The organism is Pseudomonas sp. C321 (assembly GCF_055407105.1).
In genome coordinates this window covers 788,398-813,690 of record NZ_JBUZRB010000001.1, presented here as the reverse complement: position 1 = coordinate 813,690, position 25,293 = coordinate 788,398, and the positions used below count along the sequence as shown (strand labels likewise).

The window sequence follows — 25,293 nt, the reverse complement described above, 5'->3', positions numbered from 1 at the left end:
CCTGCTGCATGGCAACGGTCATCACAGGCCTTGGGCGTCGACGATGCGATTTCGCCCTGTGCGCTTGGCCTCATACAGCGCCCGGTCGGCACTGAGTAGTAGCTCTTCCAGCGAGCCACGGCTGTTTTTGTCCGAGACGCTGATGCCGATGCTCACCGTGATCGGCAGGGCATCCCCAGCCACCCGTGGCAGGTGTTCGACGGCGCTGCGTATATATTCAGCAATGACCCCGGCGCCGTTACTGTCGGTATGAGGCAGGATCACTGCAAATTCTTCACCGCCATAACGGGTAGCCAGGTCGGCGGGGCGCCGAACACTGCTGGCAATGGCCTGGGCAACGTTGCGTAACGCTTCATCGCCGCCCTGATGACCATGGCGGTCGTTGAAGGATTTGAAATGATCGATATCGATCATCAACAGCGCCAGCGGCTCCCCCGAACGTTGCGCGCGATCCCATTCCATAAGCAGGCGCTGGTCCAGGGTGCGGCGGTTGGCCAGGCTCGTCAGGGCATCGGTGGCGGCCAGTTCCGACAGCACTTTTTCGGCGCGGTAACGGCGGCGCAACTCCAGGCGCAACATCCACGTCAGCCACAGGAGGCCTACGCACAACACTCCGGTGGCGCCACTGACCAGCAGCGCCGCGCGTTTCCAGGCGGCAAACACGTCCTCGCTGGACAACGCCACGACGACGATCAGCGGCAGCCGGCCGACGTTGGTGAAGGTGTACAGGCGAGGTGTGCCGTCGAGGCTGGAGACCCCACTGAAACTGCCGCTGCCTTCGCGCAGCATTCTTTTAAAGTTTGACCGTGAGCTGAGGTCTTTGTCGATCATGTCGCGTTCCATCAAGGGTTGCTGGGCGAGAAGAATGCCGTTGCTGTTTAGCAGGTTGATGGTGCTGCCACTGCCAATCGTGAGGCTGCTGAACAGCTGATCAAAATACGCCAGACGCATGGTGGCCACCGCCACCCCTGAAAACTCGCCATTGACTCCTTGCACCTTGCGGCTGAACGCGATGCGCCATACCTGCTCGCAGTCGCAGAGGACCTTGAACGGGCGGCTGATAAACAGCCCGTCATCGGTGCTCTGTTGATGGATCTGGAAATAATCGCGGTTAGAGAGGTTACGGGGCGTGGGGGTGAGCGTCGATGAGTCGGCGGTTACTGCTCCGCCCTTGTCCAGCAGGAGGATTTCGCCCTTGAAGGGGGCTGCTGTTGACTGGTCGAACAGTACCAAGTGACGGATGTCCGCCGACACCTGCGCTAAATCCTTGCGCGACGTAGCCGCGATCAGGCCTTGTAGGGCCAAGTCATAGAGTTCGACATTACGCAGCACATCGGCGTTGATCAGTTGGGTGATGTTACTGGCTGAGCGCTTGGCCGCCTGCAGGGCGCTGGTATGCTCGCGAATCAACAACACAGCGATGATGACGATGATCAGCGTGACGGTGAGGCCACTGCCCAGAATCAGAAAAAGCTCCGGGCGTGCAGGACAGCTATAGGTAGGGCGTTGATTCATCAGACTGACTTCGGCGACGACGATGCTGGCAGTCTAATTCGAAGCCGTGTGAATTAAGTCATTACCGGTGAAAGAAAGATTAGCGTGGTGGCGCTTTCGGTGGTTTCAAAACACATCAATCGGGTAATCCACAATCATCCGGTATTCATCCACATCCCGGTCCACCGCCGAGTAGCCGTTGCTGCCACGGTTGGTCGCCCACTGCAGGCGCACGGCCAGATCCTTGGCTTTACCGCCTTGCACCACGTACTTCAAATCGATGTCCCGCTCCCAATGCTTGGCGTTCTTGCCCTCGGCGCTGTACCAGGAGGCATAGCCACGGCTGTTGGGGTCAACCTTGGTCAGGTCGGTCTTGCCGCTGGAGTAGGACACGGCCGAAGTCAGGCCCGGCAAACCAAGGCCGACAAAATCGTAGGCGTACTTGAGCTTCCACGAGCGCTCGTTAGGGCCGTTGAAGTCCGAGTATTGCTGGGAGTTGTCCAGGTACACGCTGTCGCCCTGGGTGATGTAGTCGAACGGCGTATTGCCGTTGACCCGCTGGTAGGCAGCGGTGACGCTGTGATTGCCGACGCCGACAGTGAAATGCAGGCTGTAGGTGTTGTTGTCGATATTGCCCAGCAGGGCGTTGCCGGTGTCTTGCGTATGGTAGTAGTGCAAGCCGGGGTTAAGGCTGACCAGGTCGTTGACCGCGTAGGTGTAGTCCAGGTCGTAGTAGTACTGATTCCATACGTCCTTGAGTTCGGAGGCGTAGAGGCTGCTGGTCAATCCAGGAACGCCGCTCCAGGCCACTCCGGCCCAGTTCAGATGCTGGCTGTCGTCGCCGCCCTGCAATGCGCCATAGCTGGTGCCGATGCGCTGGTGGCCGCTCTGGTTGTAGAGCTTGGTAAAGCTGGCCTGGCCGCCTTCGATCATCAGCCCGTCGACGCTGTGGTTGGTCAGGCTCAGGCCACGAAAGGTCTGGGGCAGCATGCGTGTCATGCCGCCGGCGATCACCGGGTTGTTGAGGAACAGGTCGCCGGCTTTCAACTCGGTGTCGAAGGCGCGCATTTTCAGGGTGCCGCCCGCAGTGGAAAACGAGCCGGGTGCTTTGCCGTTGCCGCTGCCGTAAGGGAGGATGCTGGAGCCGTCGGTGCCGCCACCGCCGTCGAGCTTGAGGCCGAGCATAGCGTGGGCATCAAGGCCGAAACCGACGGTGCCTTGGGTGTAGCCGGATTCGAAGATGCCGAGAAAACCCTGGCCCCACTCCTTGCTGTCATCGGTGTGAGTGTCGCGACGGTCGCGGTTCATGTAGTAGTTGCGAGTGTTGATTTTGAAGCTTGAGCCTTCGACGAAACCGTCGGTGGGTGTGGTGTCTGCCGCGTGGGCGAAAGGGACGATAGTTGCAGCAATCGCGAGGAATAGCGGGGTTAACGTCAGCGAGGTTTTCACCTGGTTGGAGCTCCTTTGGGTCAATCGAAACCGGCCAATGTTGTTGGGTTTGCCTGGCCTTTTTTACGGTCAAAAAAAAGCCGCTGAAGTCAGCGGCTTTAGGACAGATTCCCAGTGTAGAGCCCTGGAAATAAGTCGAGGGAAATCTTGGGAGGGCGGGTCAGCTGTCTTTGCCGTCGCGCTCGTCGATGCGCTAAATTAGCGCAGGCGAGTGGCGGGATACAGAGTGTAACAAGATAATTACTATTGCCAAAATCGCAATAGTTGAATGAGGGCAGAGCTTGTGTGGTGAGCAGGCAAGCTTCCTCACCACCGTTAGACCGGCAAGGTTATTCCGAAGGTATTGCCGCTGCTGTCACTGCGCACAAACACATCCCCGCCATGCATCAACGCAATCGCCTTGACGATGGCCAACCCCAGCCCATGATTGGCGCCGCTGTTGCTGCGCGAAGCATCCACCCGATAAAAGCGCTCAAACAAACGAGGCAAATGCTCGTTGGCAATCACCTCGCCAGGGTTGGTCACGCCAATCGCCACCTGATGCTCCAGCACCTCGATCTTCACTTCAATCATCTGCCCCGGCGCCGTGTGCTGCACAGCATTGCTCAGCAAGTTAATCAGCGCCCGGCGCAAGTGGGCCTTTTCGATATGCACTTGGGCGTCGCCGATCACCTGCACCTGCACCTGGGCGTCTTCAAGGATGAAGTCCAGGTAATCCAGGGTGGTGGCGACTTCATCGGCCAACGAGCTGCTGATCAGCTTGGTGGCTTTGCTGCCCTGGTCGGCGCTGGCCAAAAACAGCATATCGTTGATGATCGAACGCAGGCGTTCCAGCTCTTCCAGGTTCGATTGCAGCACTTCGAAGTAATGCTCCGCCGAGCGCCCTCGGGTCAGGGCGACCTGGGTCTGGCCAATCAGGTTGGTCAGCGGCGAGCGCAGTTCATGGGCAACGTCGGCGTTGAAGGATTCCAGGCGTGAGTAGGCCTGTTCCACCCGCTCCAGGGTGGAGTTGAACGAGTTGACGAACTGCTTGAGTTCCGGCGGCAGCGGCGACAGTTGCAGACGCCCGGAGAGTTTCGGCGGCGCCAGTTTTTGCGCTTCATCCGAGAGTTTGATCAGCGGCTTGAGGCCGATGCGGGCCACCCAGAAGCCGAATACTGAAGCCAGCACCACCCCGACAAACGCCAGGCTGACCAAGGCCGTCAGCAAGTGATGCTGGGTGGCACGGAAGTTCTCGGTGTCGATGGCGATCATGAAGCGCAGCGGCGGGCGCTGGTCCTTGGCGGGAAACTGGCTCACCAGCACCTTGAACGGGTAATCATGGCCCGGCAGGTACAAGTCGCGTTTGCCGGTCGGGCCCTCGGCGAAGGTGCGAATCTGCGCATCAGCGTTGCCATATTCGTAGGCCGGATCACTGCTCACCACCCAGAAACGGATGCGCTTGTCTTCCTCCCCCAACAGCTTGAGCTTGCTGTTGATCTTCACCCAGTGGTCCGGCGTACCGTAACGCCCCAGGGACGATTCCAGCACGCTGTAGCGCGCATCCAACTCGGCGCCCGGCAACAAGTCCAGGCCCTTGTCCACCTGCTGATACAGCGCACCGCCGATCAACAGGAAGATCAGCAGCGCCACCAGGGTGAACATGCCGCTCAGGCGCAGGGCGATCGAGTTAGTCGGCACCGCGGTTCTCCAGCACGTAGCCCATGCCACGAATGGTGTGCAGCAGTTTCTGTTCGAACGGCCCGTCGAGCTTGGCCCGCAGACGCTTGATCGCCACTTCGACAACGTTGGCGTCGCTGTCGAAATTGATGTCCCAGACCATTTCCGCAATTGAGGTCTTGGACAGAATCTCGCCCTGACGCCGCGCCAGCACGCTGAGCAACGAGAACTCCTTGGCGGTCAGGTCCAGGCGAATGCCTGCGCGGCTGGCCTTGCGGCTGATCAGGTCGATCCACAGGTCGGCGATGGTTACTTGCACCGGTTCATGGCCGCCACTGCGTCGGGTCAGGGCTTGCAGGCGTGCCACCAGTTCCAGGAAGGAGAAGGGTTTGCCCAGGTAATCATCGGCGCCTTCACGCAACCCGCGAATGCGGTCTTCCACCCGCTCGCGCGCGGTGAGCATGATCACCGGGGTCTGCTTGCGGGCGCGTAGCGCGCGCAATACGCCGAAGCCGTCCAGGCCCGGAAGCATCACGTCGAGCACGATCACTGCGTAGTCACTTTCCAGGGCCATGTGCAAACCCTCGACACCCTCCCGGGCAACATCGACCGTATAGCCTTGCTCGGTCAGGCCGCGATGCAGGTAATCGGCAGTTTTTTCTTCGTCTTCAATAATCAGGACGCGCATGACCCCGCCTCAGTGTGTGGTCGCCAGCCCGAGGGCCGGTTTGGGTCTATGAAAGAATTTCTCAAGGTACAAGTATATGACCGGCGTGGTGAACAGCGTCAGCGCCTGGCTCACCAGCAGCCCGCCGACCACCGCGATCCCCAGTGGCTGGCGCAACTCGGCGCCGGGACCGGAACCCAGCATCAGCGGCACGGCGCCCAACAGCGCGGCGAGGGTGGTCATGATAATTGGCCGGAACCGCGTGACACAGGCTTCATAAATCGCCTCATCGGCCGGCAACCCGCGCACGCGCTGGGCTTCCAGGGCGAAGTCGATCATCAGGATGCCGTTCTTCTTGACGATGCCGATCAGCAGCACCAGGCCAATCAGCGCCATGATCGAAAAGTCCTGGCCGAACAGCCAGAGCATGATCAGCGCGCCCAAACCGGCGGAGGGCAGGGTGGAGATGATGGTCAACGGGTGCACAAAGCTTTCGTACAACACACCCAGGATGATGTAGACCGCCACCAGCGCCGCCAGGATCAGCCACGGCTGGCTGGCCAGCGAGCTTTGGAATGCCTGGGCCGCGCCCTGGAAGTTACCGATGATGCTCGCCGGCATGCCGATCTCGTTCTTCGCCTGGTTAAGCATGATCACCGCATCGCCCAAGGCCACGCCGGGCGCCAGGTTGAACGACAGGTTGGCGGCCGGGAACATGCCGTCATGGCTGATGGACAATGGCCCGACAGTCGGCGGATCGACCTTGGCAACCGCCGACAGCGGCACCATCTCGCCGCTGAGTGGTGAGCGCAGGTAGAAGTAATTAAGGCTTTCGGCCTTGCCTCGTTGCTGGGTGTCCAGTTCCAGTACCACCTGATATTGGTTGATCTCGGTCTGGAACTCATTGACCTGGCGCTGGCCGAAGGCGTCATACAGCGCCTGGTCGACATCGGTGGCGGTCAGGCCGAAGCGTGCGGCGGCCTGGCGGTCGATACTGATGTGGGTGATGCTGCCGCCCAGTTGCAGGTCGTTGGATAGGTCGCGGAACGCCGGGTTGGCCCGCAGTTTTTCGGTCAGGCGCTGGGTCCAGGTATTGAGTGTCGGGCCGTCATTGCTCTTGAGCACATATTGGTACTGGCTGCGGCTGGGGCCGGAGCTGAGGTTGATGTCCTGGCCGGCCCGCAGGTAGAGGACGATGCCCGGGATCTTCGCCAGCTTCGGGCGAATGCGGTCGATGAACTGGCTGGCGGTCACATCGCGGTCACCACGGTCTTTGAGGGCGATCCAGAAGCGGCCGTTGGCGATGGTCTGGTTGCTGCCGGTCACGCCCACGGAGTGGGAGAAAGCCTGCACCGCCGGGTCCGCTTCGACAATCTCGGCCAGGGCCTTGTGCTTGGCGATCATGTCCGGGTAAGACACGTCCGCCGCTGCTTCGCTGGTGCCCAGGACAAAACCGGTGTCTTGCACCGGGAAGAAGCCCTTGGGGATAAACACGTAACCGGCGACGGCCAGGCCCAGCGTCACGACGAAGATCCCCAGCATCAGCCGCTGATGGGCCAGGGCACGGCGCAGGTTTTTGGCGTAACCCGCCAGCAGGCGTTCGCCGAAGCCGGGTTTGTCGTGGGGGTGATGAGTGGGGGCGCGCATGAACAGCGCCGCCAGGGTGGGCGCCAGGGTCAGGGACACCACCACCGAAATCAGAATGGTCGAGGTGGCGGTCAGGGCAAACTCTTTGAACAACCGCCCGACCACGCCGCCCATGAACAGCAGCGGGATAAACGCCGCCACCAGCGAGAAGCTGATGGACACCACCGTAAAGCCAATCTCGCCGGCGCCCTTGATGGCCGCCTCGCGTTTGTCCAGGCCAGCCTCCAGATGCCGGTGAATGTTTTCCACCACCACAATCGCATCGTCCACCACAAACCCCACGGCGATGACGATGGCCACCAGGGTCAGGTTGTTCAGGCTGAACCCCATCACGTACATCAAGGCGAAACTGGCGATCAGCGATACACCGAGCACACTGGAAACAATCATGGTCGCCGACCATTGGCGCAAGAACAGCGCCATCACCGCCACCACCAGCAACACGGCGATCAGCAGGGTGACTTCCACTTCATGCAAGGACGCGCGGATGGTCTTGGTGCGGTCCGACAGCACACTGACCTCCACCGACGCCGGCAGCATGGCTTCCAGGCGCGGCAGTTCCGATTGGATACGGTCCACGGTTTCGACGATATTGGCGCCGGGCTGGCGGGAAATTACCAGGTTGACCCCCGGCGTATCGCCGGACCAGGCCTGCACGTAGGCGTTTTCCGAGCCGTTGATGACTTTTGCTACATCGCGCAACTGAACCGGTGCACCGTTTTTGTAGGAGACGATCAGTTCGCCGTATTCCTCGGGGTGGAACAATTGGTCGTTGGTCGACAGGGTGGACACGCTGTTCTGCCCGTACAACGCGCCCTTGGCCAGGTTCAGGCTTGATTGCTGGATCGCCAGGCGAATGTCCGCCAGGGTCAGGCCGATGGCCGCCAGTTTGTCCGGCGATGCCTGCACGCGAATCGCCGGGCGTTGCTGGCCGGTAATGTTGATCTGGCCGACGCCATCGATCTGGCTGATCTGCCGCGCCAGCAGGGTTTCCACGTAGTCGCTCAGTTCGGTGCCGGGCATGTTGTTGGAACTGACGCTGAGGATCAGCACCGGGCTGTCCGCCGGATTGACCTTCTTCCAGGTCGGCAGGTTCGGCATGTCGCTGGGCAGCTTGCCGGACGCGGTATTGATCGCCGCCTGCACTTCTTGCGCAGCCGTGTCGATGCTCTTGTCGAGAGTGAATTGCAGGGTCAGCAGGCTTGAGCCCAAGGCACTGCTGGAAGTCATTTGGGTCATGCCGGGGATGGCGCTGAACTGCACTTCCAGTGGTGTGGCCACCGAGGACGCCATGGTATCGGGGCTGGCGCCGGGCAGTTGGGCGCTGACCTGGATTGTCGGAAATTCCGCTTCCGGCAGTGGCGCGATGGGCAGGCGCGGGAAGGCAATCAACCCCAGCAGTACCAGGGCGAAGGTCAGCAGCAGGGTGGCGACCGGGTGGTCGACGCACCAGGCGGACACCGAACCATGGCCCTTCATGGCTGTGCCTGCGCGTCGGCTGTCTGGATCACTTGCGGCGGTTCCTTGAGAACTTCCACCTGGGCCCCGGCCTTGAGCCGCGACTGGCCATCGCTGACCAGCACATCACCGGCCTGCACGCCCTTGAGGATGTTGAGCTCGCTGTTTTGATAGACCACCTGCACCGGCACGACGTCGACCTTGTCACCGTTGATCCGGTACACGAAGTGCGAATCCAGGCCGCGCTGGACCACGGTCGGCGGCACCACTAGAGCGTTCTTGTCGAGGGCGGTCTGGATCTTCACAGTCACCAGTTGCCCTGGCCAGAGTTTTTGCGTGGCGTTGTTGAACTCGGCCTTGGCGCGAATAGTGCCGGTGGTGGCGCTGATCTGGTTGTCGATCAGGCTCAGGTGGCCTTCGCCCAGCAGGTCGGAGGTTGGGCCGTCGGTATCGGCGCCCATGTAGGCGTCGACACTGGCTGGCTGCTGCGCGGCGATCAAGCCTTGCAAGGTCGGCAGCATCTGTTGTGGCAGGGAAAACTCCACGGCAATCGGGTCGATCTGGGTGACCGAGAACAGGCCTTGGGTGTCGCTCATGCGCAGGAAATTGCCTTCATCCACCGTACGAATACCGACGCGTCCGCTGACCGGCGAGCGAATCTGTGTGTACGACAACTGCACCTGAGCCGAATCAATCGCCGCCTGATTACCCTGGGCGGTGGCTTTCAACTGGTTGACCAGAGCCTGCTGCTGATCGTAAGTCTGTTTCGACACACCGTCGTCGACGCTCAGCAGCTTGTAGCGCTTGAGGTTGATCAGGGCCACTTGCAACTGCGCCTGGCTTTCACCCAATTGCGCACGGGCCTGGTCGAGGCTGGCACGGATCGAGCGATCATCAATGGTCGCCAGTAAATCGCCGGCCTTGACCCGTTGGCCTTCCTTGACCAGGAGTTTGGTAAGAATGCCGTCGATTTGCGGGCGAATGACCACGCTATGCAGCGAAAGCACCGAACCGATACCGCTGACGAAGCGCGGGATGTCCTGTTGCGCGACGCTGATCACTCGAACCGGAATCGCCGTGGGCGCGATCAGCCTGGTCTTGGCTGGTCGGGTTAACACCCAGGCGACGATAGCCAGTACTACGAGGACGCCGACGATCAAGGCGGTTTTTCGTTGAATTCCCATGGGGTGATGGCGCCCGGACAGAAGATCGGAAGAATAAAGGTTCTTTATAGCCCGCTAACCGGGTCAGCAAAGTGACTGCTAACTGACGGCGCTGTCAGTAAAGAGCGACCATTCGTACAGGCAGTGGTTAAAGATCCTGGGCGCGCAGGTATACTGCCCGGCGGTGTGGTCCGCAAGCCGGGCCCGCGTCATCTTTTGTACTCCCCGGAGCTTCCATGAATTCCCCGACACAACCTCCTGTTGAAAGCGTCGACATCGACGAACAGGCCAACCCTGACAACGTTGATGGCGAAGCCAAGGCCGAGATCCCGGCCTTCAAGTTCCCGTTCAAACCTGGCGAATTGGCCGAGGCGAAAAAAGCCAGCCAACCCTGGTACAAGAACGGCGCCAAGAACGGTCATACCAAGAGCCCTGGCGTGGCTCCGCCCGGCACCCGTCGCTCGATGGGCAAGCGCTAAGGTTTTTTGCCTTCGCAGGAGCACCGGGTAACTAAATGCATCGCTAGCGTTTGCCCGACCGGTGTATCACCGGCATTCGCGATGAAACCATCAGCCTTGCTGAAAGACCTAAGCTGCCCGCAACGAAATAAACGCATAGTTGACTGGTACCTCAGTCGCAATCCGAGCCCCGGCATCCAGCAACTGCTCGGCAATATCCAACCCGGACACATGGAATACCCACTCATTGGCCATGGACGGCTGTTCAGCCGCCAACTCGAGCGCCTGGGCAAACGCGCCCATGTCCGGCAGGTAAGCGGTAAAACCATCGCCCTTGAGCGCCGTGGTGTGAATCCCCAGCAAGGCGCACACCGCTTCCTTGGTCTGGATATCGTCGCGGTCGGCCTGGCGTGAGCGGCGGATCAGCTCGGCCAGTCCCTGGTCCACCAACTCGCCACCGACAATCAGCGCCGGGCCCTGTTCCCAGGATTCGGGCGGGCAGTCCTTGGCGGCGGGGTTGAGCGGGATGTGCGGGTTGATCTCCATGGGGTAGATACGACAGACCAGTGGCCGGCGCTCATAGATGCGGCACAGCTTGTCTTCGTCAAGATTCCGGCAGGGACCGACGTTATAGGCAGCAAAGGTAATCGCCACATGCGCCAGGGCATTACCGCTGGGGACAACACAGGAACGGCGTTGGGCATGTTCGCGTTGTTGTTCCGGCAGGCCCAGGCCATTGCCGAGGAAACCCTCCACCAGAACGATGACGTTACCGCCGTCCGCCGCCCACTGCCTGGCTTCGTCAAGGGTCAGGGGCACATGATGGTCAGTGCAGCATTTGCCGCAGCCGACACAGGAAAAGTGGGTGGTCATGAGGGTTCGGTCACCAGGCCAGGTTCAGGGGCACACTTGGACGGTGACGGGTTTACACCTCTGTCCAGCGTCCAGGCCTTGTCCGAAGCAAGTTATGCGCCAGGCCTTTATTCCTCAGGGACGAGGTCTCGCAGCACGAACACCATACCCGCGCTTTCATACAGGCGCCGGGCCCGCACATTGGTTTCCAGCACCTTGAGATCGACGAAGCCTTCGCGGCGCTGCTGAAACACCTGAAACACCTGCTGCAACAAGGCCCGGCCCAGGCCCTGGCCTTGAGCGTTGGGATGGATCACCAGGTTCTTGATATAGGCGCTGGTCCAGCATTGCGCCACGCCGACGATGCCGCTGGCGTTACTGGCGACGATGCACAGGGTCGGGTCGAACTCGGCGTCGGTGACGAACTGTTGGCACCACTGCTCAAGGGGGGCAACCCGACCACCGCCCTGTTGATAACCCAGGAGCAGCACGGCGTGGATCGCCGGGGCCAGTTCTTCGTGGTAGTGCTCCAGGCGAATATCTGCAGGCCATTGCGGCGCGGGCAGGGCGCCACGCAAGTCTCGGCGCAGCAACTGGAAATACTCGCCCATCGGTCAGAGGCCCTGCTGCGCCACGGTCTGCGCGGCGACCACCAGGCATTTGGTCAGCTCCGGCGAGGAAAACTTGGTCAACACCGCGTTGGCCCCGGCCAGTCTGGCTTTTTCGCTGTTCATGGCGCTGTCCAGGGAGGTGTGCAGCAGCACATAGAGGTCCTGGAAGTCCGGGGTTTCCCGCAGGGTGCGGGTTAAGGCATAACCGTCCATCTCGGACATTTCGATGTCCGATACCACCACGTTTATCTGTTCGGCGGTGCCTTGCAGCTCCAGCAGGCAATCAATGGCTTCCTTGGCACTGCGGGCGGTGTGGCAATGCAGGCCGAGGTTGCGCAGGGTATGTACCGATTGTTGCAACGCCACCTGGCTGTCATCAACTACCAGGATTCGTGCATGGCCCAGCACTTCGGCCTCTTCCATGCTCAAGTCGGTGGGCGCTACTTCAATCTGCACCGGGGCAATGGCGTGGATGACTTTTTCGATGTCCAGCACCTGCACCAATACCCCGTCGACCTGGGTCACGCCGGTAATGAACGAACGGCTGCCACCGGAACCAAAGGGCGGCGGACGAACGTCGGTGGTCAGGCAGTGGACGATCCGGCTTACCGCTTGTACGTGCAGGCCTTGTTTGGAGCGGCTGACGTCAGTGACGATCAGGCAGCCGCCATCCGGGTCTTCCAGGGGCATTTCCCCAAGGGCCCTGCTCAGGTCGATCACCGACAACGCCGCGCCGCGCAGGGTGGCAATGCCTTTGACGTGAGGGTGAGACTCCGGCAGCTTGGTCAGCGGCGGGCAAGGGATGATTTCACTGACTTTCAGCAGGTTTATGGCCATCAGCTTGCCGCTGCGCAAGGTAAAAAGCAGAAGTGAGAGTGAGTCTGCGCGGGCTTTGGTGGTGGACATAGAAACCTTCTGTGGATCAGGGATGACGATCTATAGGGGGTTATCGACTTGAGTGGCCCATGCTTTAGCATTAAAAGCGGGAGCTACTGGAACCCTGCAGCAGTTGTCGAGCCCCAGCGAGGCTACGACGGACGCACCACCGCAATCAGCTCAGCCCCACACCGAGTTGCACCCGACGCAAGCTGCTACGAGAGTAGCAGCGTTTCGAGGGCGCTTAGCCCTTCCACACCTGCGGGTTGACCAGATCTTGCGGACGCTCGCCCAGCAGCGCGCTGCGCAGGTTATCCAGGGCGCGGTTGGCCATGGCTTCGCGGGTTTCATGGGTGGCCGAGCCGATATGCGGCAAAGTCACCGCGTTGCTGAGTTGGAACAACGGCGACTCGGCCAGCGGCTCCCGTTCGTAGACGTCCAGCCCGGCGCCGCGAATCCGTTGGTTGTGCAGAGCTTCGATCAGCGCCGGTTCGTCCACCACCGGGCCACGGGAGATATTTACCAGGATCGCGCTGGACTTCATCAGCCCCAGCTCGCGATGGCTGATCAAGTGTTTGGTCTTCTCGCTCAACGGCACCACCAGGCAGACAAAATCTGCCTCGGCCAGCAACTGGTCGAGGCTGCGAAGTTGCGCTCCCAGCTCTTGCTCCAGCGCGGTCTTGCGGCTGTTGCCGCTGTAGAGGATCGGCATATTGAAGCCCAGGCGGCCACGACGGGCGATGGCCGCGCCGATATTGCCCATGCCGACTATTCCTAAGGTCTTGCCGTGCACATCACAACCAAACAACGGCGCACCGACACTGGCTTTCCACTGGCCGGCCTTGGTCCAGGCGTCCAGCTCGGCCACTCGGCGGGCGCTGCTCATCAGCAGGGCGAAGGCCAGGTCGGCGGTGCTTTCGGTGAGCACGTCGGGGGTGTTGGTGAGCATGATCCCGCGCTCGTTGAAGTAGGCGACGTCGTAGTTGTCATAGCCCACCGAGACGCTGGAGACCACTTCCAGCTTTGTCGCACCCTCCAACTGTGCCCGCCCGAGCTTGCGGCCTACCCCGATCAGCCCGTGGGCGTGGGGTAGGGCTTCATTGAACTGGGCATTGATATCGCCGAGCTTGGGATTGGGGGCGATAACCTCGAAGTCCTGTTGCAGGCGCTCGATCATTTCGGGAGTGACACGGCTGAAAGCGAGAACGGTCTTTTTCATGGGAGGCGGGCTCATCAATACGGCTGAGAATGCCAAGCACGCTAACATTTATCCGGTATCCGGGCACTGCAAAACCACCAAGACAGTTGCTGCTACAGGGGGGGGGGATCAGTTACTCAACCGCGCCCCACCCAAACTCCCACTCAACTCATACGCCGCCAACTCTGCCTGGTGGGCCGCCAGAATCTCCGGCAATGAACCGCGCAGGTATTCCACCCACGTCTTGATCTTCGCATCCAGGTACTGGCGCGACGGGTAGATGGCGTACAGGTTCAGCTCCTGGGAGCGGTAGTTGGGCATCACCCGCACCAATGTGCCGTTGCGCAGCCCTTCAATGGCCGCATACACCGGCAACAGACCTACACCCATGCCACTGATGATGGCGGTTTTCATCGCGTCGGCGGAGTTCACCAGAAAGGGTGACCGGTTGATGTTGACGCTCTCCTGGCCGTCCGGGCCGTTGAAGGTCCATTTGTCCAGTTGGATCACCGGGCTCACCAGGCGCAGGCAGGAATGGTTAAGCAAATCGCCGGGCCGTTGCGCGCAGCCATTGGCTTTGACGTAGGCGGGCGAGGCACAGGCGATGCTGTAAGTTATCCCCAGGCGCTGGGACACAAAACCCGAATCCGCCAGTTCGCTGGCGAGCACGATGGACACGTCATAGCCCTCGTCCAGCAGGTCTGGCACGCGGTTGGCCAGGGTCAGGTCGAAGGTCACGTCCGGGTGAGTGCGGCGATAGCGGGCGATGGCATCGATCACAAAGTGCTGGCCGATGCCGGTCATGGTGTGCACTTTCAACTGTCCGCAGGGACGCGCGTGGGCATCGCTGGCTTCGGCTTCAGCTTCCTCGACGTACGCCAGGATTTGCTCGCAGCGCAATAAATAGCGTTTGCCAGCCTCTGTCAGGGCGATGCGGCGGGTCGTACGGTTGAGCAGGCGGGTTTGCAGATGGGCCTCAAGGTTTGAGACCGCGCGCGAGACGTTGGCAGTGGTGGTGTCCAGTTGCACGGCGGCGGCGGTGAAGCTGCCGGCCTCGGCCACGCTACTGAACGCGCGCATATTTTGCAAAGTATCCATGGGGTGCTCTCAAGGGAGATGGCAAATTGTGACACGAAGTTGCAGGACCCAGTGATCCCTACTAACGGATTATCGCCTTAACGGTAATAAAGATTCACAGGAATCCCACCTTATCGCCATCCAGATGGCCCCCTAGAATTGCACCACCTTCCCCGCAACACCCTCTCAGGAATTCGCAGCAGTGCCGCGTCGCATCAACAGAGAGCTGAAGACTCTCAGTGTTTGGGTTTTATCGTTAGCAATCAGCGGCTGCATCGGAACCGGGGGCATTGCTCCCCAAGGCACGTCCCTCGCCGCCAACACCTTGGTCACCGACGAAGCGATCCGCAGCGCTGCCCAGGACGCCCACTGGCCCACCGCCCGATGGTGGCAGGCCTACGGCGACCCCCAGCTCAATCGTTGGATCGACCTTGCAGTGCAAGGCAGCCCGAGCATGGCCATGGCTGCAGCGCGGGTTCGTGAAGCGCGGGCGATGGCCGGGATTGTCGAGTCGGCCGAGTCGCTGCAGATCAATGGCGACGCTACCCTCAAGCGCCACAGTTGGCCCAGCGATCAGTTCTACGGCCCCGGTAAACTGGACAATTCCACCACCTGGGACAACAGCGCCGCCCTGGGCTTCAGTTATGCGCTAGATCTATGGGGCCGGGAAAGCAACGCCAGCGAACGCGCCGTTGACTTGGCCCACATGAGCGCCGCCCAAGCGCGACAGGCCCAGTTGGAATTGCAGAACAACGTGGTGCGCGCCTATATCCAGTTGTCCTTGCACTACGCCCAGCGCGATATCGTCGCCGCAACCCTGGCCCAGCAACAACAGATCCTGGAGCTTGCTCAAAAACGCCTGGTCGGCGGTATAGGCACCCATTTTGAAGTCAGCCAGGCCGAGACGCCGTTGCCGGAAACCCATCGGAAGCTGGATGCCCTTGATGAGGAAATCGCCTTGAGCCGCAACCAATTGGCGGCGCTGGCCGGCAAAGGGCCAGGTGAAGGCGCGCAGTTGCAGCGTCCGACCTTATCGCTGGGCGCGCCGCTGAAATTGCCTTCGAGCCTGCCCGCCCAATTGCTCGGCCAACGTCCGGACGTGGTCGCCAGCCGCTGGCAAGTGGCAGCCCAGGCTCGGGGCATCGATGTGGCTCACGCCGGCTTCTACCCCAACGTCGATCTGGTGGGCAGCCTCGGTTACGTCGCCACGGGTGGCGGGGCATTGGCGTTCCTGACCGGCAAGAAACTCAACTACAGCGTCGGCCCGGCCATCACCTTGCCGATTTTCGACGGCGGCCGCCTGCGCTCGCAACTGGGAGAGGCCAGCGCCGGTTTTGACATCGCCGTGGCGCGTTACAACCAGACCCTGGTCAACGCACTCAAGGGCATCTCCGACCAGTTGATTCGCCGCGAATCCATGGACAAGCAGCAAGGCTTTGCCGCCGAGTCGGTGGCTTCGGCGCAGAAAACCTACGACATCGCCATGATCGCCTACCAGCGCGGCCTCACCGATTACCTCAACGTGCTGAACGCCCAGAGCCTGTTGTTCCGTCAACAGCAGATCCAGCAACAGGTCCAGGCCGCGCGCCTGAGTGCACACGCCGAACTGGTGACCGCACTGGGCGGTGGCCTGGGCGCGGGCAACGACGTGCCTGAACCGAGCAAGGCCTTACCGAGCAAGACCCCGGCGGCACTGGCCGTCTTTGATCACTAATCAGGTTCCCATGACTCCCTTGCCTGCACCGCTGCGCTGGCTGCATTCCCTGGAATGGCGACGTGGCTTTTTCGACTGGGCACGCAGCGATGGCGTGACCTGGGTGTATATCTTCAAAGTGTTGATCGCTGCGTTCCTGACCCTGTGGCTGGCTATGCGCCTGGAGTTGCCGCAACCGCGCACGGCGATGATCACTGTGTTTATCGTGATGCAGCCGCAAAGCGGCCAGGTGTTTGCCAAGAGTTTCTATCGCTTTCTCGGCACCCTTGCGGGCTCTGCGGTGATGGTGTTGTTGATCGCCTTGTTTGCGCAAAACACTGAGTTGTTCCTCGGTTCACTGGCAATCTGGGTCGGCATCTGCTCGGCCGGCGCAGCTCGTTATCGCAACTTTCGCGCCTATGGTTTTGTGCTCGCCGGCTACACGGCGGCAATGGTTGGCTTGCCTGCGCTGGCTCATCCAGACGGGGCCTTTATGGCAGCGGTCTGGCGAGTGTTGGAAATCTCCCTGGGGATTCTCTGTGCCACGTTGATCAGCGCCGCGATCCTGCCGCAAACCGCCAGCGCCGCCATGCGCAACGCGTTGTATCAGCGCTTCGGGGTGTTTGCGCTGTTTGTCACCGACGGTTTGCGCGGGCGCAGTCAGCGCGAGGGTTTTGAAAGCAGCAACGTGCGCTTTATCGCCGAAGCCGTGGGCCTGGAAGGGTTGCGCAGCGTCACGGTGTTCGAAGACCCGCACATGCGTCGGCGCAACGGTCGGCTCAGTCGCTTGAACAGCGAATTTATGGGCATCACCACCCGCTTCAATGCCCTGCATCAGTTGCTGGAGCGCCTGCGTGCCCACGATGCTGATCATGTGGTGGCCGCCATCAAACCTGGGTTGCAGGATTTGGCGCAATTGCTCGACGGCTTCTCCGGCCGCGCCCTCACCAGCCCCGACGCTGCACGACTGGTCAGCCAATTGAGCGCCTACAAGGCAGACCTGCCAGCCAAGGTGCGCAGCCTGCGTACGACCTTCCAGGAAAGCGCACCGAGCGACGCCGAGCAGCTGGATTTTCATACTGCCTATGAGTTGCTGTACCGCTTTGTCGACGACCTGCACGGTTATGCGCAGACTCACGCGTCCCTGGCTGATCACAGCCATGTGCGTGAACACTGGGACGAACCCTACACCCCGCAAACCAACTGGCTGGCCTGTGCCGCATCGGGCATTCGCGCCGCCTTTATTCTGGTGGTGCTGGGCAGTTACTGGGTGGCCACAGCATGGCCCAGCGGCGCCACCATGACCCTGATCGCGGCGGCCACCGTGGGCCTTTCGGCTGCGACGCCGAACCCTAAACGCATGGCCTTTCAAATGGCTTGCGGTACGTTGATCGGTGCCTTGGTGGGATTCGTCGAGATGTTTTTCGTGTTTCCCAGGATCGACGGCTTCCCGTTGCTGTGCGTGATGCTCGCGCCGGTGATCATGCTGGGCGCGTTCCTGTCATCGCGGCCGAAATACGCCGGCGTCGGCCTGGGATTGTTGATCTTCTTCAGCACCGGCTCGGTGCCGGACAACGTGACGATCTATAACCCCTACACCTTCATCAACGACTACATCGCCATGATCATCGGCATGCTGGTGTGTGCCGCCGCAGGGGCGATCATCCTGCCGCCCAACAGCCGCTGGCTGTGGCGCCGCCTGGAGCAGAACCTGCGCGAGCAAGTGGTGTACGCCATCAGCGGCAAGCTCAAGGGGATGGCGTCGAGTTTCGAAAGCCGCACCCGCGACCTGCTGCACCAGGCCTATGGCCTGGCCGCCGGCCAACCTCAGGTGCAGCGCGACCTGCTGCGCTGGATGTTCGTGGTGCTGGAAGTTGGCCACGCGATTATCGAGTTGCGCAAGGAACAGGCGATCTTACCGATCCACCCGGCCTACGCCCAATCCCAGCCGTGGCGCCAGGCGATCCGGGTGATGGGGCGCTCGCTGATGCGGTTGTTCCTGCAACCCAGCCACAGCAATCTTGAGCGTGGCTTGATCGCCGTGGACCACGCCATCAGCCGCGTCCAGGCTACCGACGAACCCTTCGCCCCGCACTTCGACACCTCGGCCCTGCGCCGGGTGAAAAGCTACCTGCACTTTATCCGCACCTCCCTGCTGGACCCGCAATCTCCCCTGGCTGCCCTCAAGCCTGAAGGACCCGTTAATGCCTCGTGAAATCGCCTTCCACGGCATCTACATGCCGACCATGACCCTGATGTTTTTCATCGCGGCGGGACTTGCCTGGGCCCTGGATCGCCTCCTGGCCGGGTTCGATCTGTACCGTTTTTTCTGGCACCCGGCGCTGCTGCGCCTGAGCCTGTTCGCTTGTCTTTTCGGCGCCCTGGCGCTGACCGTCTACCGTTGAGAATGCCCCGATGAAAAAGTTTTTCAGCCTGCTCGCGACCCTGCTGGTACTGGCTCTGGCGATATGGATTGGCCGCACGCTGTGGGTGAACTACATGGAGACACCCTGGACCCGCGATGGCCGGGTGCGCGCCGACATCATCAACGTCGCCGCCGACGTCACCGGCGAAGTAGTCAACGTCCCGGTGCGCGACAACCAGTTGGTGAAAAAGGGCGACCTGCTGATGCAGATCGACCCCGAGCACTACCGGATCGCCGTGAAACAGGCGCAATCGTTGGTGGCCTCGCGCAAGGCCACTTGGGAGATGCGCAAGGTCAACGCCCACCGCCGCGCGGATCTTGACGCCCTAGTGATCTCCAGGGAAAACCGCGACGACGCCAGCAACATCGCCGATTCGGCCCTGGCCGACTATCAACACGCCCAGGCGCAACTCGAAGCGGCCGAACTAAACCTCAAACGCACCCAGGTGCTGGCGGCGGTGGACGGTTATGTCACCAACCTCAACGTCCATCGCGGCGACTACGCGCGCATCGGTGAAGCGAAGATGGCAGTGGTGGACATGAACTCGTTCTGGGTCTACGGCTTTTTCGAGGAAACCAAACTGCCCCACGTGAAAGTGGGTGACAAAGCCGACATGCAATTAATGAGCGGTGAAACCCTCAAGGGTCACGTGGAGAGCATTTCCCGTGGCATCTACGACCGCGACAACCCGGAAAGCCGCGAGCTGATCGCCGACGTGAACCCTACCTTCAACTGGGTGCGCCTGGCCCAGCGGGTGCCGGTGCGGATTCACATAGATGAGGTGCCCGAGGGTGTGCTGTTGGCGGCGGGGATTACGTGTACGGTGATCGTCAACCAGGCACAGAACTAACTCCCTGTGGCGCTCTGTGGCGAGCGGGACAAGCCCGCTCGCCATAGGTCAGCAAAACGTCTCGTGCAGGTGGCGCCAAAGCAGCGCGCCGCTTGCCTGCTTTTCAAGCACCACAGTGGCGCGGCGATCCGTCTGGGTGCCGCTGTCATCAATCTGCTGTTCCCGATAGGACACGATGGCACCCCGGGCATGGCGGTCGATGCCGGTCAGTTCGCTGAGGGTGATTTTCAGCCCAGGGCGCTGGCCGCCCAGGCGGCTGAACAGTTCGCTGACGGCCGCAACGTCCATGCGGTTGCCGGTGGACGGCGCAATCATGCTGAAGTCGGGCGAGAAGCGCGCCAACAAGTTGCCCAGTATTCCTTCAGGAGCAACGCCTGCGAACCATTGTTCGATCTCGACGTGGGTCTGGATCACTTCTTCGAAAAAATCGCTGTAATCAATCATCGGGTGGACTCGGGTTGCGGGTGGAGTAATGCCCGTACCTTGGACGTGTCCAGGCGCAGCACGACGAATAGCGGAAGCAGGGTGAGGGCAGCCGCAATCATAAAGGTCACGGTAAAGGAATCCAGTGCCACCAGCAGCGCACTGAGCAGCGCCGCGCCCAGGCAAAAGCTCAACTGCCGATTGATATTCCACAGGGCGCTGGCATGGCCCATGCGCTCAGCGGGGATATCGAGAAAGGCCAGTGTCTGTGCGGTACTGCTGCACAGGCTACCGCCCAGGCCCATCAGTGCATAGGCGACGATAGCGAGTAATGGTTGCGCCGGCTCGATGCTGATCAGTAACAAGATCCCGACGCACTGCACGGTCATGCCCGCCAGCAGCAACAGCCTGGGGCCACAGCGGTTGAACAGCCTTTTACCCAAGACAATCGCCACCCCCGAGGCCAAGGCCCAGGGCAGCATCAATGCGCCAGTGCGGGTGGCGTCAAAGCCCAGGTCTCGCAGGTAAAGAATGGCAACCAGGCTGGTGCCGATAAACACGCCGGGGATAAACAGATACACCAGCATCGCTACCCGCAGCATCGGGCTGCTGATTTGCCGGAACACGTTCCCCAGATCCAGGGACGGGTGAGCAGGAGAGGGCGTGTCTGCTTTCAGCCATACCAGGGTCAGTAGCAGGGTCATCAGCGCCAGCGGCACATTGGCGTAAAAGATCCAGCGCCAGGAAACGCTATCAACCACCCATCCACCCAATGCTGGCGATAGCGCCGGAACCAGCAGCGCCACCGACATGACCCTCGCCGTCAACTGGCTGCGCTCTGCCGGCGGAAAGTGCCGATAGGCCAACGCTTGCCCCACCGGAATCAGCAACCCGCCGCCCAACCCTTGCAGCAGTCGCCAGCCGATCAGCGCTTCAATCGATTCGGCCTGGCCCACCAGCACCGACGCGACACTGAACAGTAGCAGGCTAGCGGCGATCAGCCGCCGTTCGCCAAGGACCGCCGCCAGCCACACACTCAGGGGAATCACCAGCGTCAGGCCGAGCATGTAGGCGTTGCCGATCCACGCCAGTTGCGTGACTGACGCCTGCAACTCACGGGCGATATCCGGGTAGGCGATGGTGGCGACAAACATGTTCACAAGGTCCAGGGCGAAGCCCAGTAAAAAGATCCAGGTGACTTTCGAGCGGTAGGTCATCGGGGCGTTCCTGCTTTCAGTCCCGGCAGGGTAGACCTCTGGCGGTGCTTGGGAAACGCTGCTTTGACTGTTAGTTTGTCAAAATTATTTTGACAAAGGAGGGCGCCGCTCATGGTCAGCCTGGATCGATTCGACACCTTCAAGGCCGTGGTCGAGGCCGGCTCGTTGACCGCAGCGGCTGATTTGCTGGGGCAAACACGTGCGGTGGTGAGCTTCAATCTCAAGCGCCTGGAAGCTGAATTGGGCGTGACTCTTCTGACCCGCAATACCCGGCAACTGGCCCTGACCGATGCTGGCGAGCGTTTTTACCTACGCTGCAGCCGCATGCTGGAAGAGGCTCGCTTGGCGATCGAGGAAGCCCGCTCGGAACATAGCCAACTCAAGGGCACCCTGCGCATTACCACCACCGTGGAGTACGCCTTGGCCGTTGTCGCGCCAGCGCTGGAAGCGTTTCGCCGTTTACACCCCGAGCTGAACATCCACTTATCCACATCCTCGACCCACGCTGACCTGATTTCCGAGCGCTTCGACGTAGCGCTCCGCCTGGGGCGCATCCTTGACTCCAATCATCGCGCGGTGCAGTTGTCGAGCTTCGAGGTGTTTGCGGTAGCGGCACCGTCGTTTAGTAACGTGAGCAATCTGGAGGAACTGGAACAACTGCCCAAGCTGGGCCATGGACGATTGACGGAATTATCAGTCATTGACCCGACAGGCACCGAACACCTCTACCGTCCCGGCCCAGGCAAGACCTCACTGGTGGCTGACAGCGCCGCCATCCTCCAGGCTTTCGCCGTACGTGGGCATGGTGTGGCAATTTTGCCGCAGTGGTTGGTGCAGGAGGATCTGGATGCCGGGAGGTTGGTGCATCTGCTGGCGGACCATCGCTTTGCGCCGCAGGGGGTTTATGCGTTGTATCCGGACACGCGGCATTTACCGCTGAAGGTGCGGGCGTTTATTGACTTCATGAAGGGCTGACAGGTCGGGGGTCACCGTTACAACGTTCCGCCCAGCCCGAAGCGTTTTTTCAAGACGGTCTCCAGCAACCCCTTAGGTAACAAGGCGGCCATCAACGGCAATGCCCGGCAGCCATTGCCCGAGCGTAACAGGCGCGGCGGTGTAGTCTGTTGCACCGCCTTGAGCACATCCGCCGCAAACTGGCTGGCGGGCGTAGGTCGATCCTGGGACGCCTTTGCCCGCGCACGAATACTCTCGCGCAGCGGCCACCAGGGCGATTGTTCGTTGATCAACAGCTCGGCCTGAGTACCGGCGTTTTTCGCAAAACGGGTGTCGATGGCGCCGGGCTGGACTTCCATCACCCGCACGCCAAACGGTGCAAGCTCCATGCGCAGGGCATCGCTCAAGGCGTGGACGGCGGCTTTGGAGGCGCAGTAGGCGCCGGCAAACGGTGTGACCAACACGCCTGACACGCTGCCGATATTCACCACCAGCCCTTTGCTGCGGCGCAACACGGGGAATAGCGCCTGGGTTACGCCGACGATTGAGAAGACATTGGTCTCAAATTGCTGCTGTATTGCCTGGGTGCCGCCGTCGAGCAACGGACCCATGGCACCGTAGCCAGCGTTGTTGATCAACACATCAAGCTCGCCTACTTGCCCGGCCAATTGCTGCAGGGCAGCACTGTCGTTGACGTCCAGTTGCACTGCGTTGAAGCCAGCGGCAGCAAGGACGTCGACGTCTTCAGGGCGGCGGGCGCTGGCCCACACGTCATAACCGGCTGATTTGAAGGCATCGGCCAGGGCACGGCCGATGCCGCTGGAGCAACCGGTGATGAGCACGTTGGGCATGAATCAGTCCTTTGTCGTTGTTAGTCAGAGAAGCTGCCTTGCAAGTGTTCGGCGCGAAACTCCAGGGTTTGTGGGCGGTAGCCGGGACGCAGTGGGGGCACGGGCAGGCAATCGTCCCAAGTGGCGCCGGCCTGCAATTCGCCGGGGCCGCGATAACGTGGGGCGGCGTAGACGTTGTCCGCCAGGTTCACCGTGTCTCCTGGTGCATAGGCGGCGACGCGCCAGCGCAATTCGGTGAGAGGCACGTCGTTGCCGTTGTTCAGCATCAGTTGCAACGGACGATCTGCCGGGCAGTTTTGCGGCGCATAGCTGATGCGCAATTCCAGCCGCGCCAGTTGCTGCGCCTCGCGGTTGTCCAGCCACACCACCCACACCGCCACCAACCCCAGGCCGACCGCTGCTGCCAAAGACACCGGCAAGGCTCTGGCCGGATAGCGTAGCAGCAGGATTAGCCAGGTGATGATAAGCAAAACACCAAAGAACATGATGACAACCTCGCAAACGGATAAACCATCCTACCCGTGCATGTGCGCAGTTGCCTATCTGATGATGACGGACTCACCGCCACCACCGATCCCAAGAAAAAGCCCCCACCCAACCGGCTGCGGATAGGGGACGCAGTCGGCTGGACGGGGGCTTCTTGTGCTGCTTTTTACTGCGCGATGGTTTTCACCGACACGCCACGTTCAATCGGTGTCGAGCGACCATAGATATCTTCAAAACGTTCGATATCGTCTTCACCCAAATAACTACCCGACTGCACCTCGATAATCTCCAAGGGGATTTTGCCCGGATTACGTAAACGGTGTACCGAGGCAATCGGGATGTAGGTGGACTGGTTTTCGCAGAGCAGGAACACGTTCTCGTCACAGGTGACTTCGGCAGTGCCGCTGACCACGATCCAGTGTTCGGCGCGGTGGTGGTGCATCTGCAGCGACAGGCACGCACCCGGCTTGACCGAGATGTGCTTGACCTGGAAACGCCCGCCCATGTCCACCGAGTCGTAGGAGCCCCACGGACGGTAGACCTCGCAGTGGTTCTGGGTTTCGCTGCGGCCCTGTTCGTTGAGGGTGTTGACCATCTGCTTGACGCCCTGGACCTTATCCTTGTGGGCAATCATCATCGCGTCCTTGGTTTCCACCACCACGATGTTTTCCAGGCCGATCACTGACACCAGTTTGCCGTTGCCGTGGATCATGCAGTTGCGGCTGTCCTGGATAACCACATCGCCCTTGCTGACGTTGCCGTTGGCGTCTTTTTCATTCACGTCCCACAACGACGCCCAGCAACCTACATCGCTCCAGCCGGCGCTCAGCGGCACCACGCAGGCGCGCTGGGTTTTTTCCATTACGGCGTAGTCGATGGAGTTGTCCGGGCAGCAGGCGAAGGTGGCATCGTCGATGTCCACGGTGTCGGCTGTCTGGTTGCTGCGCTCCAGGGTCAGCAGGCAGGTGTCGTAGATGTCCGGGTCGTGCTTTTTCAGTTCTTCGAGGAAGCGGCTGGCGCGGAACAGGAACATGCCGCTGTTCCAGAAGTAACCACCGCTTTTGACGAACTCGGTGGCGCGTTTTTCATCAGGCTTTTCGACGAACTGCTGCACGCGGCTGACGCCTTCGGGCAGCAGCGAATCGTTGGTGGACTTGATGTAGCCATAGCCGGTTTCGGGACGGGTGGCCGGTACGCCGAACAACACCATCTCGCCACACTCGGCCGCCACGGTAGCCAGGGCCAGGGCGCGTTGCAGGGCTTTCTGGTCGTCCAGGACATGGTCGGCGGGCAACACCAGCATCAGCTCGTCGCGGCCTTCGTTGATCAGCATCATCGCGGTGAGCGCCACGGCCGGCGCGGTGTTGCGGCCGAAAGGCTCCATCAGGATGCGCTGGGTTTCCAGCTTACGAACGGACAACTGTTCGTTGACGATAAATCGATGGTCCTTGTTGCAGACCACGATGGGCTGCTCCATGCCGTCGAATACCAGGCGTTCCAGGGTTTGCTGGAACAGCGTTTGCTCACCGGTCAGGGCCAGGAATTGCTTGGGAAACTGTTTGCGCGAAAGCGGCCAAAGACGTGAGCCGCTACCACCGGACAGGATGACTGGAATCATGGTGTTTCTCCTTGAATCGATATGAGTTAGAGCTACTGCGTTCTGTCGTTTCACTCTTGTTTTTGTCTCGGTCCAGGCTGATCGCTATCTCTGTAGGAGCGAGCTTGCTCGCGGTGGATGTCAACGATGACGCGGGGCACCAGAATAAACGCGGTGCCCTTGAGTT

At 60.9% G+C, this 25,293-nt stretch carries 22 protein-coding genes; 6 read left to right on the top strand and 16 right to left on the bottom strand.

The window, feature by feature from the left end:
* Window positions 1-21 precede the first annotated feature (21 nt).
* The 6 genes from ACZRJ6_RS03820 to ACZRJ6_RS03795 all read right to left on the bottom strand — a co-directional run bounded on the left by ACZRJ6_RS03820 (window position 22) and on the right by ACZRJ6_RS03795 (window position 9,558).
* Window positions 22-1,515 (bottom strand): sensor domain-containing diguanylate cyclase, encoded by a 1,494-nt coding sequence (locus ACZRJ6_RS03820; RefSeq protein ID WP_463967140.1) that lies wholly within the window; start codon window positions 1,513-1,515, stop codon window positions 22-24.
* A 105-nt stretch (window positions 1,516-1,620) separates the two neighbouring features.
* The gene (locus ACZRJ6_RS03815; RefSeq protein ID WP_463967139.1) at window positions 1,621-2,943 is read right to left on the bottom strand and encodes an OprD family porin; all 1,323 of its coding nucleotides are present in this window, start codon (window positions 2,941-2,943) and stop codon (window positions 1,621-1,623) included.
* 315 nt (window positions 2,944-3,258) lie between these two features.
* The gene (locus tag ACZRJ6_RS03810; RefSeq protein ID WP_463967138.1) at window positions 3,259-4,623 is read right to left on the bottom strand and encodes a heavy metal sensor histidine kinase; all 1,365 of its coding nucleotides are present in this window, start codon (window positions 4,621-4,623) and stop codon (window positions 3,259-3,261) included.
* The gene (locus ACZRJ6_RS03805) at window positions 4,613-5,290 is read right to left on the bottom strand and encodes a heavy metal response regulator transcription factor (RefSeq protein ID WP_463967137.1); all 678 of its coding nucleotides are present in this window, start codon (window positions 5,288-5,290) and stop codon (window positions 4,613-4,615) included. Before ACZRJ6_RS03805 ends, ACZRJ6_RS03810 begins: the two co-directional genes overlap by 11 nt.
* 9 nt (window positions 5,291-5,299) lie before the next feature.
* Window positions 5,300-8,395 carry a multidrug efflux RND transporter permease subunit gene (locus tag ACZRJ6_RS03800; protein ID WP_463967136.1) on the bottom strand — a complete coding sequence of 1,032 codons (3,096 nt, stop codon included), beginning with the start codon at window positions 8,393-8,395 and terminating at the stop codon, window positions 5,300-5,302.
* A complete protein-coding gene (locus tag ACZRJ6_RS03795) occupies window positions 8,392-9,558 on the bottom strand; it encodes an efflux RND transporter periplasmic adaptor subunit (protein ID WP_463967135.1) in 1,167 nt (388 codons plus the stop codon). Before ACZRJ6_RS03795 ends, ACZRJ6_RS03800 begins: the two co-directional genes overlap by 4 nt.
* Window positions 9,559-9,773: 215 nt before the next feature.
* Here ACZRJ6_RS03795 and ACZRJ6_RS03790 point away from each other — a divergent pair, with 215 nt between their 5' ends.
* Window positions 9,774-10,016 carry a hypothetical protein gene (locus tag ACZRJ6_RS03790; protein WP_463967134.1) on the top strand — a complete coding sequence of 81 codons (243 nt, stop codon included), beginning with the start codon at window positions 9,774-9,776 and terminating at the stop codon, window positions 10,014-10,016.
* Between the two features lie 108 nt (window positions 10,017-10,124).
* Here the strand turns inward: ACZRJ6_RS03790 and ACZRJ6_RS03785 are convergent, their stop codons facing one another.
* From ACZRJ6_RS03785 to ACZRJ6_RS03765, 5 genes are all read right to left on the bottom strand, one after another.
* On the bottom strand, window positions 10,125-10,868 hold the full coding sequence (locus ACZRJ6_RS03785; RefSeq protein WP_463967133.1) for a YkgJ family cysteine cluster protein: 744 nt from the start codon (window positions 10,866-10,868) through the stop codon (window positions 10,125-10,127).
* A 107-nt stretch (window positions 10,869-10,975) separates the two neighbouring features.
* Entirely contained in the window at window positions 10,976-11,458 is a 483-nt protein-coding gene (locus tag ACZRJ6_RS03780; protein WP_463967132.1) for a GNAT family N-acetyltransferase, read from the bottom strand.
* Between the two features lie 3 nt (window positions 11,459-11,461).
* Entirely contained in the window at window positions 11,462-12,364 is a 903-nt protein-coding gene (locus ACZRJ6_RS03775) for a chemotaxis protein CheW (RefSeq protein WP_463967131.1), read from the bottom strand.
* 214 nt (window positions 12,365-12,578) lie between these two features.
* Window positions 12,579-13,553, bottom strand: a complete 975-nt coding sequence (locus tag ACZRJ6_RS03770) for a 2-hydroxyacid dehydrogenase (protein ID WP_463967130.1) — start codon at window positions 13,551-13,553, stop codon at window positions 12,579-12,581.
* Window positions 13,554-13,661: 108 nt separating this feature from the next.
* Window positions 13,662-14,630, bottom strand: coding sequence for a LysR family transcriptional regulator (locus ACZRJ6_RS03765; RefSeq protein ID WP_463967129.1), 969 nt, complete (start codon window positions 14,628-14,630; stop codon window positions 13,662-13,664).
* Window positions 14,631-14,811: 181 nt separating this feature from the next.
* On the opposite strand from ACZRJ6_RS03765, the gene ACZRJ6_RS03760 reads away from it, so the two are divergent.
* Genes ACZRJ6_RS03760 through ACZRJ6_RS03745 form a run of 4 tightly spaced genes read left to right on the top strand, consistent with a single transcriptional unit; the run spans window position 14,812 to window position 19,578 of the window.
* The gene (locus ACZRJ6_RS03760; RefSeq protein WP_463967128.1) at window positions 14,812-16,323 is read left to right on the top strand and encodes an efflux transporter outer membrane subunit; all 1,512 of its coding nucleotides are present in this window, start codon (window positions 14,812-14,814) and stop codon (window positions 16,321-16,323) included.
* A 10-nt stretch (window positions 16,324-16,333) separates the two neighbouring features.
* Window positions 16,334-18,517 carry an FUSC family protein gene (locus tag ACZRJ6_RS03755; protein WP_463967127.1) on the top strand — a complete coding sequence of 728 codons (2,184 nt, stop codon included), beginning with the start codon at window positions 16,334-16,336 and terminating at the stop codon, window positions 18,515-18,517.
* Window positions 18,507-18,707, top strand: coding sequence for a DUF1656 domain-containing protein (locus ACZRJ6_RS03750; RefSeq protein ID WP_463967126.1), 201 nt, complete (start codon window positions 18,507-18,509; stop codon window positions 18,705-18,707). The genes ACZRJ6_RS03755 and ACZRJ6_RS03750 overlap by 11 nt, the downstream gene beginning before the upstream one ends.
* A 10-nt stretch (window positions 18,708-18,717) precedes the next feature.
* Entirely contained in the window at window positions 18,718-19,578 is an 861-nt protein-coding gene (locus tag ACZRJ6_RS03745) for an efflux RND transporter periplasmic adaptor subunit (RefSeq protein WP_463967125.1), read from the top strand.
* Between the two features lie 48 nt (window positions 19,579-19,626).
* On the opposite strand, the gene ACZRJ6_RS03740 is transcribed toward ACZRJ6_RS03745, so the two are convergent.
* Window positions 19,627-20,022, bottom strand: coding sequence for a DUF4440 domain-containing protein (locus tag ACZRJ6_RS03740; protein ID WP_463967124.1), 396 nt, complete (start codon window positions 20,020-20,022; stop codon window positions 19,627-19,629).
* Entirely contained in the window at window positions 20,019-21,218 is a 1,200-nt protein-coding gene (locus ACZRJ6_RS03735) for an MFS transporter (protein ID WP_463967123.1), read from the bottom strand. Before ACZRJ6_RS03735 ends, ACZRJ6_RS03740 begins: the two co-directional genes overlap by 4 nt.
* 111 nt (window positions 21,219-21,329) lie before the next feature.
* Here ACZRJ6_RS03735 and ACZRJ6_RS03730 point away from each other — a divergent pair, with 111 nt between their 5' ends.
* Window positions 21,330-22,193 carry a LysR family transcriptional regulator gene (locus tag ACZRJ6_RS03730; protein ID WP_463967122.1) on the top strand — a complete coding sequence of 288 codons (864 nt, stop codon included), beginning with the start codon at window positions 21,330-21,332 and terminating at the stop codon, window positions 22,191-22,193.
* Between the two features lie 17 nt (window positions 22,194-22,210).
* Here the strand turns inward: ACZRJ6_RS03730 and ACZRJ6_RS03725 are convergent, their stop codons facing one another.
* The 3 genes from ACZRJ6_RS03725 to ACZRJ6_RS03715 all read right to left on the bottom strand — a co-directional run bounded on the left by ACZRJ6_RS03725 (window position 22,211) and on the right by ACZRJ6_RS03715 (window position 25,127).
* Window positions 22,211-23,023, bottom strand: a complete 813-nt coding sequence (locus tag ACZRJ6_RS03725) for an SDR family oxidoreductase (protein WP_463967121.1) — start codon at window positions 23,021-23,023, stop codon at window positions 22,211-22,213.
* Window positions 23,024-23,043: 20 nt separating this feature from the next.
* A complete protein-coding gene (locus ACZRJ6_RS03720) occupies window positions 23,044-23,508 on the bottom strand; it encodes a multidrug transporter (protein WP_463967120.1) in 465 nt (154 codons plus the stop codon).
* A gap of 167 nt (window positions 23,509-23,675) precedes the next feature.
* Entirely contained in the window at window positions 23,676-25,127 is a 1,452-nt protein-coding gene (locus ACZRJ6_RS03715; RefSeq protein WP_463967119.1) for a mannose-1-phosphate guanylyltransferase/mannose-6-phosphate isomerase, read from the bottom strand.
* Window positions 25,128-25,293 lie beyond the last annotated feature (166 nt).

Excerpts from the sequence above, each read along its gene's own strand:
- ACZRJ6_RS03730 (WP_463967122.1), top strand. The coding sequence starts at position 21,330 with ATGGTCAGCCTGGATCGATTCGACACCTTCAAGGCCGTGGTCGAGGCC.
- ACZRJ6_RS03765 (WP_463967129.1), bottom strand. The coding sequence starts at position 14,630 with ATGGATACTTTGCAAAATATGCGCGCGTTCAGTAGCGTGGCCGAGGCC.
- ACZRJ6_RS03725 (WP_463967121.1), bottom strand. The coding sequence starts at position 23,023 with ATGCCCAACGTGCTCATCACCGGTTGCTCCAGCGGCATCGGCCGTGCC.
- ACZRJ6_RS03805 (WP_463967137.1), bottom strand. The coding sequence starts at position 5,290 with ATGCGCGTCCTGATTATTGAAGACGAAGAAAAAACTGCCGATTACCTG.
- ACZRJ6_RS03800 (WP_463967136.1), bottom strand. The coding sequence starts at position 8,395 with ATGAAGGGCCATGGTTCGGTGTCCGCCTGGTGCGTCGACCACCCGGTC.
- ACZRJ6_RS03750 (WP_463967126.1), top strand. The coding sequence starts at position 18,507 with ATGCCTCGTGAAATCGCCTTCCACGGCATCTACATGCCGACCATGACC.
- ACZRJ6_RS03785 (WP_463967133.1), bottom strand. The coding sequence starts at position 10,868 with ATGACCACCCACTTTTCCTGTGTCGGCTGCGGCAAATGCTGCACTGAC.
- ACZRJ6_RS03715 (WP_463967119.1), bottom strand. The coding sequence starts at position 25,127 with ATGATTCCAGTCATCCTGTCCGGTGGTAGCGGCTCACGTCTTTGGCCG.
- ACZRJ6_RS03740 (WP_463967124.1), bottom strand. The coding sequence starts at position 20,022 with ATGATTGATTACAGCGATTTTTTCGAAGAAGTGATCCAGACCCACGTC.
- ACZRJ6_RS03720 (WP_463967120.1), bottom strand. The coding sequence starts at position 23,508 with ATGTTCTTTGGTGTTTTGCTTATCATCACCTGGCTAATCCTGCTGCTA.
- ACZRJ6_RS03795 (WP_463967135.1), bottom strand. The coding sequence starts at position 9,558 with ATGGGAATTCAACGAAAAACCGCCTTGATCGTCGGCGTCCTCGTAGTA.
- ACZRJ6_RS03820 (WP_463967140.1), bottom strand. The coding sequence starts at position 1,515 with ATGAATCAACGCCCTACCTATAGCTGTCCTGCACGCCCGGAGCTTTTT.
- ACZRJ6_RS03755 (WP_463967127.1), top strand. The coding sequence starts at position 16,334 with ATGACTCCCTTGCCTGCACCGCTGCGCTGGCTGCATTCCCTGGAATGG.
- ACZRJ6_RS03775 (WP_463967131.1), bottom strand. The coding sequence starts at position 12,364 with ATGTCCACCACCAAAGCCCGCGCAGACTCACTCTCACTTCTGCTTTTT.
- ACZRJ6_RS03745 (WP_463967125.1), top strand. The coding sequence starts at position 18,718 with ATGAAAAAGTTTTTCAGCCTGCTCGCGACCCTGCTGGTACTGGCTCTG.
- ACZRJ6_RS03735 (WP_463967123.1), bottom strand. The coding sequence starts at position 21,218 with ATGACCTACCGCTCGAAAGTCACCTGGATCTTTTTACTGGGCTTCGCC.
- ACZRJ6_RS03790 (WP_463967134.1), top strand. The coding sequence starts at position 9,774 with ATGAATTCCCCGACACAACCTCCTGTTGAAAGCGTCGACATCGACGAA.
- ACZRJ6_RS03780 (WP_463967132.1), bottom strand. The coding sequence starts at position 11,458 with ATGGGCGAGTATTTCCAGTTGCTGCGCCGAGACTTGCGTGGCGCCCTG.
- ACZRJ6_RS03770 (WP_463967130.1), bottom strand. The coding sequence starts at position 13,553 with ATGAAAAAGACCGTTCTCGCTTTCAGCCGTGTCACTCCCGAAATGATC.